Source organism: Cyanobacterium sp. (genome assembly GCF_054166785.1).
In genome coordinates this window covers 14,802-29,848 of the sequence record NZ_JBSZCP010000026.1, presented here as the reverse complement: position 1 = coordinate 29,848, position 15,047 = coordinate 14,802, and the positions used below count along the sequence as shown (strand labels likewise).

The following is a 15,047-nucleotide window of genomic DNA, read 5'->3' as shown; positions in this document are numbered from 1 at the left end:
TTGAGTTAGTGATGCGGACTGAGCGTGATAGTTAGGGTATTCAAAAGGTTTTACAATATACTCACCATTTAAAGAACACCTATCTACACAACAAGTTTTACTGTTGTACCACAATTTACGTTCATACAAACCGTGATTCCACACAGACTTACAGACATCAAGATTATGCTCAATGATTTCTATTTGCTTCGCCGTAGGTTTTAGCTTGTAGTTGAACGTTAGATTCAGCATCTGCCAGGAGTTGTTAAACTAAATGGTATTGTTAAACTAAATGGTAGTGTACCATCTCTACTTACAATTTATCAATATATCTTGTAATAAATATAAAGCCGTCATGTATGACGGGGTTTTATACCCAAAATTTTTGATAACCTAATTAATGTTTAAGGGTCAACTGAGTAATTAATAATTAATAATTAATAATTGATAATGGACAATTAATTTCCATTCAAATAGTTTCCTCTCTCCCCTAAAAAGGGGAGAGGCCAAAGGCCAAGAGGTTGAAGATTTAGGCGGCTACTAACCCAAATTTGGAGATTTGGTGTGCCAGTCGGTGGCCTGTTGGAAAGCATAACCTACTTTAAACAACACATCTTCCCGTAAAACATTACTGATTAATTGCATGCCGATGGGTAAATTTTGACCATCAAAACCGCAGGGAATACTCATACCGGGTAAACCAGCGAGGTTAACAGGGATAGTCATTAAATCGGATAAATACATGGTAAGGGGATCATCGGTTTTTTCTCCTGCCTTAAAGGCGGTGGTAGGAGAAGTGGGAGAAATCAACACATCCACGTCAGCAAAGGCGTTGTCAAAGTCTTGTTTAATTAAGGTTCTCACTTTTTGGGCTTTAAGGTAGTAAGCGTCATAATAACCCGCAGAAAGGGCATAGGTGCCTAACATGATACGACGTTTTACTTCTTGCCCAAATCCTTGCGCCCTTGTTTGGGTGTACATATCCATCAAGTTATCGGCTTGACTTCTAACACCGTATTTAACCGCATCATAACGGGCAAGGTTAGCGGAAGCCTCACTGGGGGCGATAATGTAGTAAACGGGTAAGCCATAGCGGAAGCGAGGGCAGGAAATTTCTTTTACTTGGGCTCCTAATTTTTCTAATTCTTTGATGCCTTGGTTAACGGATTCCGCTACTACGCCATCCAATCCTTCCCCAAAGGTTTCTCGGATGATGCCTACTTTCAATCCTTTTAAATCGGTGGCGAAAGATTTGGTATAGTCAGGGATTTCTACTTTTAGGCTAGTGGAGTCTTTGGAGTCGTAACCGGCGATCGCCCTTAACAGAACAGCTGCATCCTCGACGGTGTGAGCAAAAGGCCCAATTTGATCAAGGGAAGAAGCATAGGCCACCAAACCAAAACGAGAGACTAAACCATAGGTAGGTTTTAAGCCCACAACCCCACACAATGAAGCAGGTTGACGGATTGAACCCCCAGTATCAGATCCCAAGGAAACTACACATTCATCGGCCGCCACCGCCGCCGCAGAGCCTCCAGAAGAGCCTCCCGGTACTCGGGTGGTATCCCAAGGGTTGGCAGTAACTTGATAACCAGAGTTTTCGGTGGAACTTCCCATGGCAAACTCATCTAAGTTAGTTTTACCTAATATTACCGCCCCTTGATCATGGAGTTTTTGGGTAACGGTGGATTCATAGCTAGGGGTAAAACCTTCAAGAATTTTTGAGCCGCAGGTGGTAGGAATGCCTTTGGTGGACATATTATCCTTAACGGCGATGGGAATACCCTCTAGGATACCGATTTCTTCTCCTTGAGCAATTTTTTCATCTACTTTTTGGGCAGTGCTAAGGGCTAAATCCTTGGTGATGTGGAGATAGCTTTTTATTTGGGGTTCTAATTTTTCGATGGTATTCAGATATTCTTGGGTAATTTCTACCGCTGAACGTTCTTTATTGATAAGCTGTTTGTGTAATTGGGAAATGGAAGCCATGGATAGTAATTGATAATTAATAATTGATAATTGATAATTAGCTCTCAGGCTAATCTCTTCGATTATGATCTCTTACAATGGGTAATGATCCAAATATATTTCATTGTCAATTGTCCATTGTCCATTGTCAATTCTTAAACCTTGACCCCTAAAACTCCATCTTCTAATTCAATAATTCTTTCGGCTACATCTAAAATGCGATCGTCATGGGTTACGATAAGGATAGTACAGCCCTGCTCTTTGGCTAATCTTTGCATGATTTCCACCACATCACGACCAGATTTACTATCAAGGGCGGCGGTAGGTTCATCAGCCAAGACCATTTTAGGGTGAGATACCAAAGCTCTGGCGATGGCTACCCTTTGTTTTTGTCCCCCAGACAGGTTTTCTGGATAGTAGTCAATATGAGAGCCTAAACCTACGGCTTCTAACATTTCTATGGATTTTTTTTTGCTTTCTTCGGAGGAAAATTGTGGGTGTAAATCCATGGACATTTGAACATTTTGTCTGGCGGTTAAAGATTTAAGTAAGTTGTGGGCTTGGAAAATATAACCAATATTTTTTCTTGTTTCAATTAGGAGATTATTATCGGCATTTACCAGCTGTTTACCAAATACTTTTAGACTGCCATGGGTAGCACTGCGTAAAGCTCCCATTAAAGTTAGTAGTGTGGTTTTTCCTGAACCTGAAGGCCCTTTCATGATTACTACTTCCCCTTTTTCTAGGGTTAAATTAATGTCAAAAAGGATTTGTTTTGTTAATTTATTATTAGTATAATAAAAGTCTAAATTACTAATTTCAACAACTTTTTTGTCTTCTTGATTTTCTTCTTGGATCTGGGGATTTAATTCAGCTTTTGAAGTTAACATATTTTTAGTATTTATTCATATTATGGAAATTAATTTTAAAATATATCCGCAGGATCAGCAGATTTTAACTTATTAACGGCGATCGCCCCTGAAACAAAACACATTCCTAATGTTAAAATATAAACCTGAGAAGCAAGGGAAATCGTCATATAAATAGGTAAACCCGTTGCCCCCGCTGCCGCATTATAAAGGAGGGCAGAAACCCCAATCCCCGGAATAAAACCGACACAAGCAAGAATAAAAGCCTGTTGAAACACTAAACGCAACAAATAGTTATTGGTATAACCCATGGCTTTGAGGGTAGCATATTCAGGAAGATGATCCGCCACATCCGTATATAAAATTTGATATACAATCACCACCCCCACAATTAAACCCATCAGCGCCCCAATGTTAAAAATAAAACCAATGGCAGTGCTATTTTCCCAATATTCCCTTTCATAGGCTACAAATTCATCACGGGATAAAATTACCACATCCCCTTGATCAAATCTTTGTCTTAAAGTATTAATAACCGCCTCATAATTTACCCCTTCTTCTAAACGAATTATCCCCATATCAATTAAATTTCTATCCCGATTAGGAAAAATTCTGAGGAAATTTAAATCACTGGTAATTAAATTACCGTCAGCCCCAAAACTAGAACCAATGGAGAATAATCCTCCCACAGAAACTTCCCGTTCATTTATTTCGGTACGAACATTTTTACCTTCATTATACCAAGCGGGAATTGGACCAAATTCTGGTCTGGATTTATCATCAAATAATACTACATCAGGCAGTCTTAATTGATCCAAATTTTCCTGTACTTCGGGTAACTTAAAAAGTTGTTCTTTAGGATTAAAACCAATTACCATAATTTGTCTCGTGGATTGATCTTCGGGATTTGTCCACAGGGCAAAGCCAATATTTACATAGTTAATAGATCTTACTCCTTCTACCCCCAAAGACTGTTGTAAGCGACGGGCAGAAAAACTTCTCATGGAAATAAGAGCATCAGATTTAGGACTTAATAAAAAAATATCCCCCTCTATTTGTTCATGGACTGTCACCGCACTTTGTAGCAATGCACTTTTAAATCCTAGTTGCATAAACATTAAAAGATCTGCAAAACCAATACCTGCGATCGCCACTAATAATTTAATTTTTTCTCTACTTAATTGTAACCAAGCTAGAGGAATTTTCATAATAAAATTTGAACAAATACTTGTGAATAAATAAGGCTATTTATAATATCATTATACTCAGGATTAACGGCAATTTTTACTTCCACAACCCTAGCATCAATGCTGGCAGCAGGATCAGTTTCTAGGACATCTTTTTTACCAATTTTGCTACTAATTTGGACAACATTTCCCCTAATTTGATCCCTAAAAGTATTATTTTCACTTTCAATGGTAGCTTCCTGCCCTATCTCCACTTTACCAATATCAGTTTCATAAACTTCTGCTATCACCAACATTTGATCAATATTAGCCATCTCCACTACCCCTTGGGCATTATCAATATTTTCCCCCTCACGGGCTTTTATCTCGAGAATTTTGCCATTTATAGGGGCTTTTATTTGGGTTAATTCCAACTCAACTTGGGCTTGATTTACCCCAGCCATAGCCCGACGCACTTCGGCTTCCGAGGCAGCCACATCTACCCCCCTAACCTCTCTAATTTCTTCTAATCTTCCTTGGGCTTCATTTATTTGTTGGGTGAGGGTACGAATATTTTGTTGAGTAACGGCTTCTACTTCAGTAATTTCGGCATTGAGAGTGTTAATAGTTTTTTGGTAGGTAGCTTCTGATTCCTGAAAACGTTTTTGGGCGGCTTTAAAAGTTAACTCCCTAGTTTCAAATTCTGACTGAGAAACTACCCCATCTCTCACTAAATCTTGATAACGGCGTAATTCATTTTGGGCATTGGCTAATTCTGCTTGTAGCCTATCAACGGTGGCTTGTCTTTCGACTCTTTCGGAGGTAATTTGCGCCCTCAAACGACTAAGTCTAGCGTTATCCACTTCCCTTTGGGTGGCAATCTGGGCTTGTAATCTTTGAATGGTAGCTTGTTGGGCGTTGATTTGTCCTTCCCTTGCCCCCGCATTAATGATGGCTAGATTTGCTTGGGCAACTTCTAAATCTCTTCTTGCCCTGTCTAACTCTGCCTGTTTGGTATCGTAATCCGTGGTGATAGCGATAATGTCTCCTTGTAGTACAAAATCCCCTTGGGATACTAAAAGACTTTTAACTTTTGCCCCAGCCATGGCAGGGGAGGCGGCAACTAACACAACATCTCCTTCGGGTTCGATTCTTCCCAAGGCACTAACGGCTTCAATGGTGGCTACACTGGGGGAGGTAGATTCATCTGATTGACTTTGGGAGTTTGTCCTCTGAATGACATAAATGGCACTACCCATCAGGGTGATTAGCCCTAGGATGGCGGACAGGATTATCCACTTTTTACCATTATCAGCGAAAACTGAAGTGCGATCGCTCATTATTTTTAACTAATGATTATTAATTTATGTAATATACCTTAATCCTACCAGCTTTCTTCGCTCATAAAATCAGGACAATCCTTCGCCAATTCAGTGTTAGCAATGTTTGGTTGAATGGTACATTTCAGGCGATAATCATTGGTAAAATACTGGCAATTAGTACAGGGAATTTCGTGCATTTCTTGACCACGTTTTACCGCAGCCTTTACCCCCCCCACAAGACTTCTCGTTAACACAAACAACAGCAACCAAGCCCCTACAAAATAGAAGGGTTTTAGATATAAATAGTAATCTTCCAAGAAATGAGTAATAATCGGTAGCATAAGCTCAGTTACAAATAAGAACATTAATAATCAAATACATGGTGTTGCTTATTTTGGGCATTCAACATCATTGAACTACGGCGAATATAGAATACTAGAACTATTATCACTATTCTATTGCCCATTGCCGAACTAAACTAAAAACCGTAGATTAATTCACCAACGCCAAATACATATTATTTGTCTAGTTTACTCTAATTATTTCGATCAGATATTTTTTTGCTTTTCCTACTCACTTTTAGATGGATAATCATTGATAAAATTGTTAAGAAGTAAAATAGGTGATAATTATTGATTATTTCACACTATAAATAGTGATATAATTTAGATTGATAATATATAAATAAAACAAAAATGGAAGTCTTATTTAGAGAAATTAATCCCTTTGATTTATGGATTTGGATTGAGTTTGAAACAGTACCAAAAGAGATGGAAAAACAGTACGTTGAAGAGTTATTTAATTCTTGGTTTTTTCTTGGGAAGTTGGGCGGTTATAATGCAGAAAATTTCCAAGTTCAAGAGGTGGGTATTGATATTAGTTATATGAACTATGATCCTGACTATGCCGAAAATTCTATGATGTCTTTGATGCACAATATGGGAGAATTTGAATTTTTAGGTAACTGGGGGAGATGTTGGTTAGATTTAGGTACTAGCGACTTAGTTTCCCTTGATATTTTAATTAATTCTTTGAGGGAACTTTCTAAGGACTATGTAACAATTAATCAGTTTATTATTGGTGGAGAAAACGCTGATTGGCCTGTGGAAACTAATCCTGATGATAAATTTATGGAAGAGTAAATTTTAGTTACCGAATTTTTCTTTCCATTTCCTTATTAGCCAACTAGAAAACGCTCCTAAAAATAAAATTCCGATGGCTGGGTTGAATACGGGTTGCCATAGTTTGTACCAAATTTCCCAACCCAGTGCAATGTCCATGGATTTACCAATAAGGGCGATCGCAAACCAGACAAAACCGATAATTACCAAAAAAACATCGGCAATCAAAAAACGATCTAACCAAATCAAGAACTTTTCTCGCATCAATAATAAAGAGTAGATAGGGTTAACAAAAATCAATAATACCGTTTTAAAAACAAGTCTTAAGCTATAATTGACAACAGATTAATCTCTATCATAAACCCAAAAGTGCCACAAAGTATAGTTAGTTTGCTACTGTGCTACTTTTCCGCTGTTTTTAAGGGCTAAAAAAGAGAAGTCCGACTCATAGGAATGCAACCAAAAACCATCATATTGATTAAAGAATGTCTAAAGTTATTGTAATAGTCAATGCCCAAGTCGAGCAGGGTAAAATATCCCCCTCAGCGCCCATCGCCCAAAAAATGGCAACGGCATTAACCAAGGGAATAATCACCACAGCCCCGAATACCGATGTAAAAATCATGGGGGCGGCAGATTTATGGTCAAAATCGATTACTTTAGCCAATCCAAGCTCAGAATTAATTTATTGTCCCCTCACAATCAAACTACCAGAGTGGTTTAACTTCAAAGCCTACAATGTCTATAAAGCCTGTTACGAAGTAGAAAAAAGACGCAAGTGGGTAGAGCAAAACTTTAATTATCGTACCAGCACAGATCATCTCTGGCTAGGAGACCTATGGCTACCTATTATATATACAGCCAAAGGGTTAGTATATGGAGAAGTTATTGGCGAAGGAGGAATCCCCAACTCCTACGAACAACCCTACGACTTGAAAGATAACCTAAGACAACCTCTCTATCGCCTAGCCCATGACTTATTAGAATCCATTAACGCCACCCCCGCTGTTTACCTGATGCAGTTTCGCATGGTAGATGAAAGCATTATTTTTGATCGCCTTTGGCCCTTTCCTGCCACCCCCGCCATCGCCTCCATCAACGTCCAACAACCAGATTTATATACTTGCCATTGGCACTGCCTTAGCAACTATCCCTTCACAGACATAAAAATACCCCCATCTCCAGAACTAATTTTAAGCTAAGTTCGGTAATGGGAGTCAGTCTATATCATAGATAGATGAAAAATGATGCAGAGTAAGGGGTTAAAACCCCTTTTTAAACAACTGTGTTGACCACTAGCGACCTAAAACTTGAACAGTAACAGGGCCTACTCCTCTGCCTTTCAAGCCAATAGCCTGGGCAGCACCCGCCGCCAAGTCAATCACACGACCACCAGTAAAAGGTCCACGGTCATTAATTCTCACAACCACAGAGCGACCATTGCTAACGTTGGTTACCTTTACACGAGTACCGAAAGGCAAAGTACGGTGGGCAGCAGTCAAAGCATTTTGATTGAATCTTTCACCATTAGCAGTCCTGCGGCCATGGAAACCAGGGCCATACCAAGAAGCAATACCCCGAATAACTCTACCAGTAGAACCCTTTACCGCAGCGGTACTTGCTAGCTGTACCTCTGGTTGATTAATAATAGTACTGATAGGCTCTGCATTACCCAACAATCTACGTAAACGGTTAGCCGCTTGTAAGGCATCTACTTGCGCATTGGCAGTAGAATCTGGCAAAATATTATTATCGTTGATAGCAACAATATCTTGCTCACCATATTGAATTAAATATTCCGCTCTTTGGTCATCCCAACGCACAGCGATTTTATTCGCATCGGCTTGTTGTTGATGAAGTTGGTCGAGGCGAGTAGCTAAATTTTTAGCTCTGGTGTTGATTTCGACCTCACTTTCCCCCACAAAGGTAAGTAAAGGAATATTTTGAAAATGTAGGGTAGCGGCTTGTTGTGATTGCCAGTTATGGGAATAAATTTTGCTAGTTAAAAATTCTTCTGCGACATTGTCTAGTTGTACAGCAACAGGATTATGAGCCTGAGAAGTACCTGCTGTATTTTGATCAGAGAAGTTCGCCGTATTAGCTCTTACGTTAGGGGCGATGGTTAAACCTGATACTCCTAAAATAATGGTGATGGCTGATTTAACAGCGTTGTTCCAAGTGTTTGTAAGCATAGTTTTTTCTTAGTTGAATGAGATCAAAACCCCAAATACGGGTTTATTCTGTTTCTTACTCCTAGATAATGGAATGTTTACATTCGTTAATAAATTTTGACTCTACCTAAGTTAACATGTCATTTTTGCTTGGGGGGTAATAAATACTTATCCAAAAAAGAGAAAGGTTCAGTATTGCTTATTTGGGTTGAAAATCCAAAATTAACCCACTATATTGGTAGGTTTATTTATTTTTTTTTAAGGTGTTTTAGTTAAAGAAAACTAATCAATGGGGTGATAATTTATAGTTTTTCATCGTTGATGGAATCTAAAAACTGAGTCAAAGCAGAAAATAAACATCATAAATTCCTTGAAAGTGTAATCAGAGAGGGAAATTTTCCAGAATTAAGCCCAGATTCACTGCAAAATATCTAATTATTGCCTTACTTTTTTTGAAAACAGAATCCATGGAATCCACAAAAAATAGAGTTAATAATGGTATGATTTCCCCTAGTAAAGTGATAGTAATTTGATCAAAAAGTAAGATAAGAATAAATGATCATATTAGCTAACATGATTACCGTCATAATTTATTGTTATTAACTAAAGACCGAAAATATGGATTATAAGCAGGCTGGAGTAGATATAGAAGCGGGAAGAGAATTCGTCAACAAGATTGGTTCAGCGGTAGAAAGCACTTATCGTCAGGGCGTTTTAGGGGGGTTAGGTGGCTTTGGTGGTTGTTTTGAAATTCCTTCTGGCTATAAACAACCTGTTTTGATTTCGGGTACCGATGGAGTGGGTACAAAGTTAAAAATTGCCCATCAACTAAATCGCCATGACACCGTTGGTATTGATTTAGTCGCCATGTGTGTTAATGATATTTTGACATCGGGTGCCGAGCCATTATTTTTTCTCGATTATTTAGCCACAGGAAAATTAAACCCCCATCAACTAGAAGAAGTGGTGGTGGGCATTGCCGAAGGATGTAAAGAAAGTGGTTGTGCTTTACTCGGTGGAGAAACCGCAGAGATGCCCGGTTTTTATCAGGTAGGGGAATATGATTTGGCTGGATTTTGTGTGGGAATTGTGGAAAAAGCATCTATTTTGGATGGAAAAGATGTACAAATAGGAGATCAGGCGATCGCCCTTAGTAGTAGCGGTATCCATAGCAACGGCTTTTCCCTCGTGCGAAAAATCATCGAAGTAAGTGGACTAAATTGGGAAGACAAACCAGAAGAATTAGGAGGATTAACCCTCGGGGAAACCTGTCTCACCCCCACCCGTATTTATGTAAAACCCATCCTCAAAGCCCTAGGAAATAACCTTGGCATCAAAGCCATGGCACATATCACAGGGGGAGGTATTCCCGAAAACTTACCCCGTTGTCTCCCTGACAATCTTTCCATCGAAGTAAACCTTAACAGTTGGCAAATTCCCCCCATCTTCCAATGGTTAGCCAAAACCGGTAAAGTAAACCAACAAGATATGCTCGATACTTTTAATATGGGGGTAGGTTTTGTGGTGATTGTGCCACCCCACAAGGTAAAAGAAACTATGGAATTTTTTGAAGGGGAAAATATTCCTTCCTACCATATTGGTAAAGTCATCGCAGGAAAAAAAGACATCCAATTTGTTTGTTAAAACAAGGTTGTACTATTGTATTATTCCCGTAGGGTGGGCAATGCCCACCAAAAATAGAAATTATACTTTATTTATAAGCTCTAACACACTCTTGCACCAAAGGCGCAACTTGATCAACATCTTTCCAACCCAAAATTTTAGTTTCCTTTTTCTCTAAATTTTTATAGGAGCGGAAAAATTCAGCAATTTCCTCAAGGTGATGGGGTGCAATATCCTTCAAAGACTTAACATGATCATAGCGAGGATCTTTGGCAGGAACACAAAGAATTTTCTCATCTCTATCTCCTCCATCAATCATTTCCAACATTGCCACAGGGCGCGCCGCAATGACACAACCAGCGAAAGTAGGCTCATCCATCATTACCATACCATCTAAAGGATCTCCATCATCGGCTAAGGTATTAGGTACAAAACCATAATCATAGGGATACTTCACCGAGGAAAATAATACTCTATCTAAAATAAAAGCATTCATATCCTTGTCAAACTCATACTTATTTTTGCTTCCCCCGGGGATTTCAATTAAAACATTGATTAAACCAGCCTTGGGTTGTGCGGGAATACGAGATAAATCCATTTAAAAATTCTCCTTCATAAAACTTATTCATACGCCTATTTATTTAATCACATATCCGACTCGTGGAATTTTTTCTAGGGGCAAAAAAGAATAAAACAACAAAAATGTTGCTAAAGTACCTTAAAATAGATCCACAGAAGAAAATATATACAAATTAAGAACGCTCACCCGTATTAAATAACTTATTATGACTGAAACCATATTATCTGTTCGTAATCTCACCGCCTCTGTAGATGGTACTCCTATTCTTAAAGGGGTTAACCTAGAAATTAACGCAGGGGAAGTACACGCTATTATGGGGCGTAATGGCTCTGGAAAAAGTACCCTTTCCAAGGTTTTGACGGGGCATCCTGAATATGAGGTAACGGGGGGTGAGATTCTCTATAAGGGAGAAAGTTTACTAGATAAAGAGCCTGATGAGAGGGCTTTGGCTGGTATTTTCTTGGCTTTTCAGTATCCTTTGGAGATACCCGGGGTAAGTAATTTAGACTTTTTGAGGGTTGCTTATAATGCCCGTTGTAAGTATTTAGGTTTAGAAGAAATTGATGCTTTCGATTTTGAAGATTTAATCGAGGAAAAATTGGGCATTGTGAAAATGAATTCTGCTTTTCTTGGGCGCAGTTTAAACGAAGGTTTTTCTGGGGGTGAGAAAAAGCGTAATGAAATCTTACAGATGGCTTTACTAGAGCCTACTTTAGGAATTTTAGATGAAATTGATTCAGGTTTAGATATTGATGCTTTACGCATTGTGTCTGAGGGGGTAAATCATTTGAAAAAACCCGATAATGCTTTCTTATTAATTACCCATTATCAAAGATTATTAGACTACATTAAGCCTGATTTTATTCATGTAATGTCCCAAGGAAAAATTGTTTTAAGTGGTGATAAAAGTTTGGCTCTTGAGTTGGAAGAAAAGGGTTACGATTTCTTGGAAGAAGAGGAATTAGTAGAGGTTTAAATTCAGGCAAAGAGTTTAAATTCGGAAGGGGTTTAAATTCGGGAAAGGGGCTTAAGCCCCTTGTTAAAAGAAATAGATTTTAAGTGTTAGGTTAATTAATTTTTTAGTTGTAAATTTTATAGTATATTTTTATGTCTGATTCTCTGGTTACATTAAATCCTAATAATTTTACAGTCAATAAAGATGCTTATTTAGGTGGTTTGTTACAAGTCGGTGAAAGCAGCAACACTAATTTTGGTGGTGTTTTAGGTAATTTTATTGAGCAAGTAAGACAAAAATCTGCTAATGAGGTAGTTAAATTAAATATTCCTACCAATAGGGATGAGGCGTGGCGTTTTACTGATTTAACTGCTTTACAAAAAGTTGATTTCCGTACCCCGACAAAACAGAGTTTATCTAATTTTGTTTTAGATGGTTTTAAGTTGCAAGAAGCGTCTAATTCTCGCTTAGTTTTTGTTAATGGTTTTTACGATAAAAATTTGTCTGATGTGTCTGGATTGCCCGATGGGGTTTATGTGGGTAATTTAGCTGATTTAGATGATAGTAAAAAAGAAAAAGTTGGTCATTTTTTAACTAAAAATCAACCTGAAAATGAAGTTTTTTCGGCTTTAAATACGGCAGGAATTAATGATGCTTTTGTGGTGTGGATTGATAAAAATATAGAGTGTCACACTCCTATCCATTTACTGCATATTGTGGCAAAGGAAGATTTACCTATTTTGGTGCAACCCCGTATTTTGATAGTGGGGGAGGTTAATTCTCGTTGTGAAATTATAGAATATTATGGTGCTACTAGCGTTGGTTGTTCTGATGCGGTGGGTGGAAAGCCTTATTTTACTAATGCTGTCACCGAAATTCATTTACAGGAAAATGCTTCTTTAAATCATTGTCGTATTCAACGGGAATCGGGGGATGGTTTTCATATGGGCTTAAGTGCGATCGCCCAGTACCGTAATAGTAGTTATACTATCAATGAAATAAGTTTGGGTGGAAAACTATACCGTCATAACCTAGACATCATTCAAAAAGGAGAACAAACCTACACTAATCTTTTAGGTTTAACCATGGTGCAAGGAAAACAGATTGCTGATACCCATAGCCATGTGAGTTTAAATCATCCCTATGGTACTGTAAACCAACTCCATAAATATATTTTAGATGACTCTGGACACGGTATTTTTAATGGTAGGGTAAACGTGCCAAAACTAGCCCAAGAAACCAACGCCACACAACTTAATCGCAATTTATTGTTATCTCCCAAGGCAAGGATTAACACCAAACCAGAGTTACAAATCACAGCGGATAATGTGAAATGCGCCCACGGTGCAACGGTTAGCCAATTAGAAGCCGATGAAATTTTTTATCTTCGTAGTCGTGGCTTAAACGACAATGATGCCCGTCATCTTTTACTTGATGCTTTCGCCGCCGAGATTATCGATAAAATTCCCTATCAATCGTTGATTCAAAGGTTAACCCAGTGTGTTGCTTGTCGCACCATCGATTAACAATACCCTCACCCCCACCCCCTCTCCCAAAGGCGAGGGGCATAGTTTTTTAAAGTTGGGTTTATTACCCCACAAAAGCAGATGATGAGCTATTACTCATTATCACTACTAATTAATTTATTATTTTATTACCATTGCCCATTCCCTGTTCCCCATTCCCCAAAATATTGCTATAAGATAGTAAAAATCTTTTATTGTTAAGTGAGGGGTGAAGTTTGATGAAATTACGTCAATTGTTGTCCAATATAGAACAGATTAACTCTATTCCTGAACATCCTGCCCTAGATTTTGAGGTAAAAGGGGTGGTGACGAATTCTCAGCTAGTGTCATCGGGGGATGTATTTATCGGGATGCCTGGCACAAGGGTTGACGGGGGAGAGTTTTGGCAAAGTGCTTTGAGCGAAGGGGCGATCGCCTCTATAATTAGTAAAGAAGCCTATGATAAAAATACCCCTACCGAGTCGGATTGTGTCATCATAGCCGATGATATGAATGATGTTTGTGCGCAGATTGCTAATAAATTTTATGATTATCCTAGCCAAAAATTAACCATGGTAGGAGTTACAGGCACTAACGGCAAAACTACCACCACTCACTTAATCGAATTTTTCCTACAACAAGCCCAGAAAAAAACCGCCCTCTTTGGCACTCTCTACGCCCGTTGGCAAGATTATCAAAAAACCGCTAGTCATACTACCCCCTTTGCGGTGGATTTACAGGCGCAATTGGCAGAGGCTATAAACGCCCAAAATCAATATGCTGTAATGGAAGTAAGCTCCCATGCCCTCGCCCAAAAAAGAATAAAAGGCTGTCATTTTGATGTGGCTGTATTTACTAACTTAACCCAAGATCACCTCGATTATCACAAGGATATGGAGGATTATTTTCAAGCCAAAGCCCTCCTATTCAATCAAGAATATCTCCATGGCAAAGCCATTATTAATTATGATGACCCCTACGGACAAAGATTGATCAACTCTATAGAATCGGAAAATGTCTGGAGTTATAGTGTTACTAATACGGAGGCGGATTTGTACACCACCGATTTAGTATATCAAGCCCATGGAGTTGAAGGCATTTTGCACACTCCCCAAGGAGAAATCAAATTTTCCTCTCCCCTTGTCGGGCAGTTTAACCTAGCAAATCTTTTAGCTGGAGTGGGTGCGGTATTACAACTAGGCATTGATTTAGATACTATTACCCAATGTTTACCCCAGTTTAAAGGGGTGCCGGGGCGCATGGAAAGGGTGGAAGCTAAACCGAATCAGGATATTACCGTTATTGTGGATTATGCCCATACCCCCGATAGTTTAGAAAATTTACTCAAAGCATCCCGTCCTTTTATTAAGGGTAAAATGATATGTGTGTTTGGTTGTGGGGGCGATCGCGATCGCACTAAACGTCCTATAATGGGTAAAATTGCCGCTGATTTAGCCGATGTAGTGGTAGTAACTTCCGATAATCCTCGCACCGAAAATCCCACTCAAATTCTCGAAGATGTTTTGGCGGGTATCCCTAACCATATTAAACCCATTGTACAGGGCGATCGCTCCTTAGCCATTCAAACCGCCATAAAAACTGCTCAACCCGGTGATGGAGTGTTAATTGCAGGAAAAGGTCATGAAGACTATCAAATTTTAGGCACAGAAAAAATTCATTTTGATGACAGGGAAGAAGCCCAAAAAGCCCTCATCAATAATTGAGAATGAATAATTGATAATGGAGAATTGAATTTATGTTTAATTTTCCATTTCTTGAGTTGATTAC

General features: G+C 38.7%; 15 protein-coding genes. 6 read left to right on the top strand and 9 right to left on the bottom strand.

Annotated elements, in window-relative coordinates; genetic code table 11:
- The 6 genes from ACXITR_RS04745 to ACXITR_RS04720 form a co-directional block, all read right to left on the bottom strand.
- Positions 1 to 231: helix-turn-helix domain-containing protein (locus tag ACXITR_RS04745; protein WP_457996084.1), on the bottom strand; the 231-nt coding region annotated here is incomplete at its 3' end.
- Positions 232 to 519: 288 nt separating this feature from the next.
- The gene (gene gatA / locus ACXITR_RS04740; protein WP_457996083.1) at positions 520 to 1,968 is read right to left on the bottom strand and encodes an Asp-tRNA(Asn)/Glu-tRNA(Gln) amidotransferase subunit GatA; all 1,449 of its coding nucleotides are present in this window, start codon (positions 1,966 to 1,968) and stop codon (positions 520 to 522) included.
- A 134-nt stretch (positions 1,969 to 2,102) separates the two neighbouring features.
- Positions 2,103 to 2,837, bottom strand: a complete 735-nt coding sequence (locus tag ACXITR_RS04735) for a DevA family ABC transporter ATP-binding protein (RefSeq protein ID WP_457996082.1) — start codon at positions 2,835 to 2,837, stop codon at positions 2,103 to 2,105.
- A 35-nt stretch (positions 2,838 to 2,872) separates the two neighbouring features.
- Positions 2,873 to 4,024, bottom strand: a complete 1,152-nt coding sequence (devC, locus tag ACXITR_RS04730) for an ABC transporter permease DevC (RefSeq protein WP_457996081.1) — start codon at positions 4,022 to 4,024, stop codon at positions 2,873 to 2,875.
- Positions 4,021 to 5,322: an HlyD family efflux transporter periplasmic adaptor subunit gene (locus ACXITR_RS04725; protein WP_457996080.1), complete on the bottom strand. Its 1,302-nt coding sequence runs from the start codon at positions 5,320 to 5,322 to the stop codon at positions 4,021 to 4,023. The genes devC and ACXITR_RS04725 overlap by 4 nt, the downstream gene beginning before the upstream one ends.
- A gap of 44 nt (positions 5,323 to 5,366) precedes the next feature.
- A complete protein-coding gene (locus tag ACXITR_RS04720) occupies positions 5,367 to 5,645 on the bottom strand; it encodes a hypothetical protein (RefSeq protein ID WP_457996079.1) in 279 nt (92 codons plus the stop codon).
- A gap of 354 nt (positions 5,646 to 5,999) precedes the next feature.
- On the opposite strand from ACXITR_RS04720, the gene ACXITR_RS04715 reads away from it, so the two are divergent.
- Positions 6,000 to 6,446, top strand: coding sequence for a DUF3531 family protein (locus tag ACXITR_RS04715; protein WP_457996078.1), 447 nt, complete (start codon positions 6,000 to 6,002; stop codon positions 6,444 to 6,446).
- Between the two features lie 3 nt (positions 6,447 to 6,449).
- On the opposite strand, the gene ACXITR_RS04710 is transcribed toward ACXITR_RS04715, so the two are convergent.
- Complete coding sequence (locus ACXITR_RS04710; RefSeq protein ID WP_457996077.1) at positions 6,450 to 6,689, bottom strand: hypothetical protein; 240 nt, start codon at positions 6,687 to 6,689, stop codon at positions 6,450 to 6,452.
- Positions 6,690 to 6,910: 221 nt separating this feature from the next.
- Between ACXITR_RS04710 and ACXITR_RS04705 the strand changes: the two genes are divergently transcribed.
- Positions 6,911 to 7,627, top strand: coding sequence for a hypothetical protein (locus ACXITR_RS04705; RefSeq protein WP_457996076.1), 717 nt, complete (start codon positions 6,911 to 6,913; stop codon positions 7,625 to 7,627).
- A 93-nt stretch (positions 7,628 to 7,720) separates the two neighbouring features.
- Here ACXITR_RS04705 and ACXITR_RS04700 read toward each other — a convergent pair whose 3' ends face one another.
- Positions 7,721 to 8,617, bottom strand: coding sequence for a septal ring lytic transglycosylase RlpA family protein (locus ACXITR_RS04700; protein ID WP_457996075.1), 897 nt, complete (start codon positions 8,615 to 8,617; stop codon positions 7,721 to 7,723).
- A 597-nt stretch (positions 8,618 to 9,214) separates the two neighbouring features.
- Here ACXITR_RS04700 and purM point away from each other — a divergent pair.
- Positions 9,215 to 10,240 carry a phosphoribosylformylglycinamidine cyclo-ligase gene (gene purM, locus ACXITR_RS04695; RefSeq protein ID WP_457996074.1) on the top strand — a complete coding sequence of 342 codons (1,026 nt, stop codon included), beginning with the start codon at positions 9,215 to 9,217 and terminating at the stop codon, positions 10,238 to 10,240.
- A 67-nt stretch (positions 10,241 to 10,307) separates the two neighbouring features.
- Here purM and ACXITR_RS04690 read toward each other — a convergent pair whose 3' ends face one another.
- Positions 10,308 to 10,817 carry an inorganic diphosphatase gene (locus ACXITR_RS04690; protein WP_457996073.1) on the bottom strand — a complete coding sequence of 170 codons (510 nt, stop codon included), beginning with the start codon at positions 10,815 to 10,817 and terminating at the stop codon, positions 10,308 to 10,310.
- A gap of 187 nt (positions 10,818 to 11,004) precedes the next feature.
- Here ACXITR_RS04690 and sufC point away from each other — a divergent pair, with 187 nt between their 5' ends.
- The 3 genes from sufC to ACXITR_RS04675 all read left to right on the top strand — a co-directional run bounded on the left by sufC (position 11,005) and on the right by ACXITR_RS04675 (position 14,983).
- Complete coding sequence (gene sufC / locus ACXITR_RS04685) at positions 11,005 to 11,775, top strand: Fe-S cluster assembly ATPase SufC (RefSeq protein WP_457996072.1); 771 nt, start codon at positions 11,005 to 11,007, stop codon at positions 11,773 to 11,775.
- Positions 11,776 to 11,906: 131 nt separating this feature from the next.
- Entirely contained in the window at positions 11,907 to 13,280 is a 1,374-nt protein-coding gene (gene sufD / locus ACXITR_RS04680; RefSeq protein WP_457996071.1) for a Fe-S cluster assembly protein SufD, read from the top strand.
- A 218-nt stretch (positions 13,281 to 13,498) separates the two neighbouring features.
- The gene (locus ACXITR_RS04675; RefSeq protein ID WP_457996070.1) at positions 13,499 to 14,983 is read left to right on the top strand and encodes a UDP-N-acetylmuramoyl-L-alanyl-D-glutamate--2,6-diaminopimelate ligase; all 1,485 of its coding nucleotides are present in this window, start codon (positions 13,499 to 13,501) and stop codon (positions 14,981 to 14,983) included.
- Positions 14,984 to 15,047: the final 64 nt, after the last annotated feature.

Coding starts and splice junctions, on each gene's coding strand:
- ACXITR_RS04725 (WP_457996080.1), bottom strand. CDS start 5,322: ATGAGCGATCGCACTTCAGTTTTCGCTGATAATGGTAAAAAGTGGATA.
- ACXITR_RS04700 (WP_457996075.1), bottom strand. CDS start 8,617: ATGCTTACAAACACTTGGAACAACGCTGTTAAATCAGCCATCACCATT.
- sufC (WP_457996072.1), top strand. CDS start 11,005: ATGACTGAAACCATATTATCTGTTCGTAATCTCACCGCCTCTGTAGAT.
- ACXITR_RS04710 (WP_457996077.1), bottom strand. CDS start 6,689: ATGCGAGAAAAGTTCTTGATTTGGTTAGATCGTTTTTTGATTGCCGAT.
- ACXITR_RS04690 (WP_457996073.1), bottom strand. CDS start 10,817: ATGGATTTATCTCGTATTCCCGCACAACCCAAGGCTGGTTTAATCAAT.
- gatA (WP_457996083.1), bottom strand. CDS start 1,968: ATGGCTTCCATTTCCCAATTACACAAACAGCTTATCAATAAAGAACGT.
- ACXITR_RS04715 (WP_457996078.1), top strand. CDS start 6,000: ATGGAAGTCTTATTTAGAGAAATTAATCCCTTTGATTTATGGATTTGG.
- ACXITR_RS04675 (WP_457996070.1), top strand. CDS start 13,499: ATGAAATTACGTCAATTGTTGTCCAATATAGAACAGATTAACTCTATT.
- purM (WP_457996074.1), top strand. CDS start 9,215: ATGGATTATAAGCAGGCTGGAGTAGATATAGAAGCGGGAAGAGAATTC.
- ACXITR_RS04735 (WP_457996082.1), bottom strand. CDS start 2,837: ATGTTAACTTCAAAAGCTGAATTAAATCCCCAGATCCAAGAAGAAAAT.
- devC (WP_457996081.1), bottom strand. CDS start 4,024: ATGAAAATTCCTCTAGCTTGGTTACAATTAAGTAGAGAAAAAATTAAA.
- sufD (WP_457996071.1), top strand. CDS start 11,907: ATGTCTGATTCTCTGGTTACATTAAATCCTAATAATTTTACAGTCAAT.
- ACXITR_RS04705 (WP_457996076.1), top strand. CDS start 6,911: ATGTCTAAAGTTATTGTAATAGTCAATGCCCAAGTCGAGCAGGGTAAA.
- ACXITR_RS04720 (WP_457996079.1), bottom strand. CDS start 5,645: ATGCTACCGATTATTACTCATTTCTTGGAAGATTACTATTTATATCTA.